The organism is Rhodanobacter sp. PCA2, assembly GCF_013620825.1.
In the GTDB taxonomy this organism is placed as follows: domain Bacteria; phylum Pseudomonadota; class Gammaproteobacteria; order Xanthomonadales; family Rhodanobacteraceae; genus Rhodanobacter_A.
Genome location: NZ_NJIC01000021.1, coordinates 66,959 through 70,889 on the forward strand (window position 1 = coordinate 66,959; position 3,931 = coordinate 70,889).

General features: G+C 68.7%; 5 protein-coding genes. 1 reads left to right on the forward strand and 4 read right to left on the reverse strand.

Annotation, left to right across the window (positions count from 1 at the left end; genetic code table 11):
- Positions 1-34: 34 nt before the first annotated feature.
- From PCA_RS09115 to PCA_RS09125, 3 genes are all read right to left on the reverse strand, one after another.
- Positions 35-688, reverse strand: coding sequence for a glutathione S-transferase family protein (locus PCA_RS09115; RefSeq protein WP_181302300.1), 654 nt, complete (start codon positions 686-688; stop codon positions 35-37).
- 170 nt (positions 689-858) lie between these two features.
- Positions 859-1,338, reverse strand: coding sequence for a VOC family protein (locus PCA_RS09120; RefSeq protein WP_181302301.1), 480 nt, complete (start codon positions 1,336-1,338; stop codon positions 859-861).
- Between the two features lie 59 nt (positions 1,339-1,397).
- The gene (locus PCA_RS09125) at positions 1,398-1,841 is read right to left on the reverse strand and encodes an SRPBCC family protein (protein ID WP_181302302.1); all 444 of its coding nucleotides are present in this window, start codon (positions 1,839-1,841) and stop codon (positions 1,398-1,400) included.
- A gap of 733 nt (positions 1,842-2,574) precedes the next feature.
- On the opposite strand from PCA_RS09125, the gene PCA_RS09130 reads away from it, so the two are divergent.
- Positions 2,575-2,943 carry a carboxypeptidase-like regulatory domain-containing protein gene (locus PCA_RS09130; protein WP_255436753.1) on the forward strand — a complete coding sequence of 123 codons (369 nt, stop codon included), beginning with the start codon at positions 2,575-2,577 and terminating at the stop codon, positions 2,941-2,943.
- A 75-nt stretch (positions 2,944-3,018) separates the two neighbouring features.
- On the opposite strand, the gene PCA_RS09135 is transcribed toward PCA_RS09130, so the two are convergent.
- Positions 3,019-3,846, reverse strand: coding sequence for an NAD-dependent protein deacetylase (locus tag PCA_RS09135; protein WP_181302304.1), 828 nt, complete (start codon positions 3,844-3,846; stop codon positions 3,019-3,021).
- Between the last annotated feature and the right edge of the window lie 85 nt (positions 3,847-3,931).

Consider the following 3,931-nt stretch of genomic DNA (forward strand, 5'->3'; position numbering starts at 1 on the left):
GTGAAGCTGTCTCCGCAGCCCGGGCGTGCGTTCCTCAGCCCGTCGCCGACTGGCCGGTGAACACCGCCAACTGGGCCGCGAAGGCGCGCTGGTAGGCAGGCCGTGCCATGCCGCGGGCCACGTAGGCGGCAAGGCTGGGGAATTCGTCCAGCACGCCCGAGGGCTTCAGCCGCTGCAGCGCGTGCACCATCATCAGGTCGCCGGCGCTGAACGCCCCGTCGAGCCATTCCGCATCGCCCAGGCGCACGGCAAGCTCGCCCAGCCGGTGACGGATGCGATCCTTGATGAGCTGCAGGCGTTCCCCCGCCCAGGGCTTGTCGCCTTCCGCGAACTTGGCGGTCTGCAGTTCGAGGATGGGCGGCTCCACCGTGTTGAGCGCGGCGAACATCCAGGTGATCGCGCGTGCACGGGCGTTCGGCTCGTCCGGCAGCAGGCCCGCATGGCGCTGCGCGATGTGGAACACGATGGCGCCCGACTCGAACAGGACCAGGTCGCCTTCCTCGTAGGTCGGGATCTGCCCGAACGGGTGCCGCGCGCGGTGCGCGGGTTCCTTCATCGCCTTGAACGAAACGAGGCGGACTTCGTAGGGCTGGCCGGCTTCTTCCAGCGCCCAGCGCACGCGCATGTCGCGCGCGAGTCCCTGGCCGCGGTCGGGCGAGGCTTCAAAGGCGGTGATGGTGGGGATCATGGAGTGGCTCCGGGTAACGTTGTGCAGTCATGGAAATGCAAGGGCGGGCAAGGCTCCGTTCGTCCTGAGCGTAGGCCGAAGGCCGCAGTCGAAGGACATGCCGGCGATAGGGCCGCACTTCGACTCCGCCCGCTGCGCGGGCTACGCTCAGTGCGAACGGCTGGGTGTTGTCAGCCCTTTCGCGCCGCCTCGATGGCCGCGATGTCGATCTTCGTCATCGTCATCATCGCCTCGAATGCGCGCTTGGCGGCGGCGGGGTCGCGGTCGGTGACCGCGGCGGTCAAGGCGCGCGGGGTGATCTGCCACGACAGGCCCCACTTGTCCTGGCACCAGCCGCAGGCATTCGCGGTGCCGCCGTGGTCGATGATCGCGTTCCACAGGCGGTCGGTCTCGGCCTGGTCGTCGGTGGCGACCTGGAACGAGAACGCATGCGTGTGCGGCACGCCGGGGCCGCCGTTCAGGCCCAGGCACGGGATGCCCATCACGGTGAATTCCACGGTCAGCACGTCGCCCTGCTTGCCGGCCGGATAGTCGCCGGGTGCGCGGTGGACGGCGCCCACGGTGCTGTCCGGGAAGGTCCGCGCGTAGAACGTGGCGGCGTCGAGCGCGGCGCCGTCGTACCAGAGGCAGATCGTGTTCTTGCTCGTCATGGGGAAGCTCCTGGAGTGGGGTGCTGCATGCGTCGCGGTGCGGGCTCGGTGCCGCGGTCTCAACCCGGAATCGTCGGTTCCACCAGCCGTTCCAGCAGGGTCAGCGATTCCTGCCAACCGAGGTGGCACTGTTCGGTGGGGATCACGTCCGGAATGCCGGCCTGCTCGATCTGCACTTCGGTGCCGCAGCTCACCTCGCGCAGGACGATGGTGGTGACCATGGTGCCGGGCAGGTTGGGGTCGTCGAAGCGGTCGTCGTGGACGATGCGCGCGTTCGGCACCAGTTCCAGATACGTGCCGCCGAAGCTGTGGCCGTTGCCGCTGCCGAAGTTGGCGAAGCTCATGCGGTAGCGCCCGCCCACGCGCGCGTCCAGCTCGTGCACGGTGCAGGTGAAACCGTCCGGCGGCAGCCACTTCGCCAGCGCAGCGGGATCGAGGAAGGCGCGATAGACGCGTTCGGGTGGAGCGGTGAACACGCGCAGCAGGCGAACGGTGCCGGACATGGTGGATCTCCGTGTGGGTGGCGGGTCTTCATTGTGGCGACGAACGGGTGAGGCGGATATCGACACGGGCATGTCACGGATTTTTCGTCGCGTGCGTTGCGCAGCGGAAGCGGCGGTGTCCGCACCGCGTCCGTTGTCCGCTGCGAGTGTCCGCGGACGGATGGCGGCCTCCGTGCATTCGCGGAAAACGACGCGGGAATGCGGCTTCCGGCGGCATGCGGCCGTTGGCACGGTGCTTGCCACATACCAACTGAAAGCTTCATTCCCCCGCCGAAGGAGAACCGTCATGAAATTCGAGACCTTGATGCTGCAGAGCCTGTTCAGCATGTGCCTGCTGATCTGCGTGGCCACCGTCGGCGGCATGCTGCTGGCATGAGCGGATCGCGGCGAGGTCCATCCGTTGCGGCCGCGCTTCGCAACGGATGTGTCCCCGCCATGCCGCTTCGCCGTTCGAACGCGCAGCACCGCGCTGCCGCCCATGTGCCATTCCTCCTGCATGACGTCCTGCCCATGAAAGCAGGCATTTCCCGGCAGTAGCCTGCGAGCGCCATCCGATGCACGCATTCCCCGGGATGGCGGCAAGCGATCGTGTCGGAGCCATCCGGCGTCACGCCGGTTTCGGGCGGCAGCGCCGCCTCGTTTCGCGGGCACAAGCCAAACCCCTGGCATGCCCGTGTGTTCCTCCCACAGACATCACAATGGAAGCCAATCCGTCATGAACAGCATTTCCTCCATGAATTCTGTTTCGCGTCGTCTGGGTCGCCGTCTGCTGCTGGCCGGCATCGCAGGCGTGTTCGCACTGGCCGGCGTGTCCACGGCCAGCGCCCAGGCCACCACGGGGGACGTGTTCGGCAAGGCCCCGGCTGGCTACAGCGTTGCCGTTCGCAGCGATGCGACGGGCGCCGGCCGCACGGTGCGCGTGGATACCGCCGGGCGCTATTCCGCCAGCCATCTGCCGAACGGCGTCTACACCGTCACCTTGCTGCAGAACGACCAGCCGGTGGCCAAGCACCTCAACGTGCCGGTGTACGTGGGGCGTGGCGTCCAGGTGGATTTCAATTGCAGCGAGATCAAGTGCGACCAGGTGGCCGCAGCGAAGTAGGCCTTGGGACGCATTGCCGTGATGCGCCCTGGCTGAAACGGAAAGGCCCGGCGGGAAACCGCCGGGCCTTTCTCTTCAGGCGACCGACGCGGCAGCCGTGTCCGCGAGCAGGAAATCCAGCGCCTGCTCGCAGGGTTCGTCCACCTTCAGCGCGAGCAGGGCGTCGGCGCGCGTGCGGCCCAGGGTGACGGCGGCGACGGGCTTGCCGGCCTGCGCGGCGGCATGGGCGAAGCGGTAGCCGGAGTACACCATCAGCGAGGAGCCGACCACCAGCATCGCGTCGGCGCTGCGGCAGGCGTCCATGGCGGCGGCCACGCGTTCGCGCGGCACGTTTTCGCCGAAGAACACCACGTCGGGTTTCACGATGCCGCCGCAGTGCGGGCAGGGCGGCACGTCGAAGCCGGCGAAGTCGTGGTGCTCCAGGTCGGCATCGCCATCGGGCGCGTCGGCGGCGTCGAGGTTCGCCCAGTCGGGATTGCGCCGGACCAGTTCGCGCTGGAAATCCTGGCGCGGCCCGCGCCAGTCGCAGGCCATGCAGCGCACGGTGTCGAGCCGGCCGTGCAGGTCGACCACGTGGGCATGGCCGGCGCGCTGGTGCAGGCCGTCCACGTTCTGCGTCACCAGCAGTTCGACCTTGCCCTGCCGCTCCAGCGCGGCCAGCGCGTGGTGCGTGGCGTTCGGCTGCGCGTGGCCGAAGCGGCGCCAGCCCACCATGCTGCGCGCCCAGTAGCGGTGGCGGGTAGGCAGTTCGTGCATGAAGGCGGCGTAGGTGACCGGCGGCGTGCGTTTCCACTGGCCGTCGCGGTCGCGGTAGTCGGGGATGCCGGACGCGGTGCTGCAGCCCGCGCCGGTGAGCACGAACAGGCGCGGGTGGGAGGCGATGAAATGCTGCAGCGGGGTCATCGTTCGGATATCCGGTTGCCGGAAGCGGATGGGGATGCGGACGTCGCGCCCGCATCCCCGTCCCGTGCCTGCCTCGTGGAGAGGC

Bases quoted from the DNA above. Each gene is read 5' to 3' on its own strand.
- PCA_RS09130 (WP_255436753.1), top strand. From the start codon at position 2,575: ATGAATTCTGTTTCGCGTCGTCTGGGTCGCCGTCTGCTGCTGGCCGGC.
- PCA_RS09135 (WP_181302304.1), bottom strand. From the start codon at position 3,846: ATGACCCCGCTGCAGCATTTCATCGCCTCCCACCCGCGCCTGTTCGTG.
- PCA_RS09115 (WP_181302300.1), bottom strand. From the start codon at position 688: ATGATCCCCACCATCACCGCCTTTGAAGCCTCGCCCGACCGCGGCCAG.
- PCA_RS09125 (WP_181302302.1), bottom strand. From the start codon at position 1,841: ATGTCCGGCACCGTTCGCCTGCTGCGCGTGTTCACCGCTCCACCCGAA.
- PCA_RS09120 (WP_181302301.1), bottom strand. From the start codon at position 1,338: ATGACGAGCAAGAACACGATCTGCCTCTGGTACGACGGCGCCGCGCTC.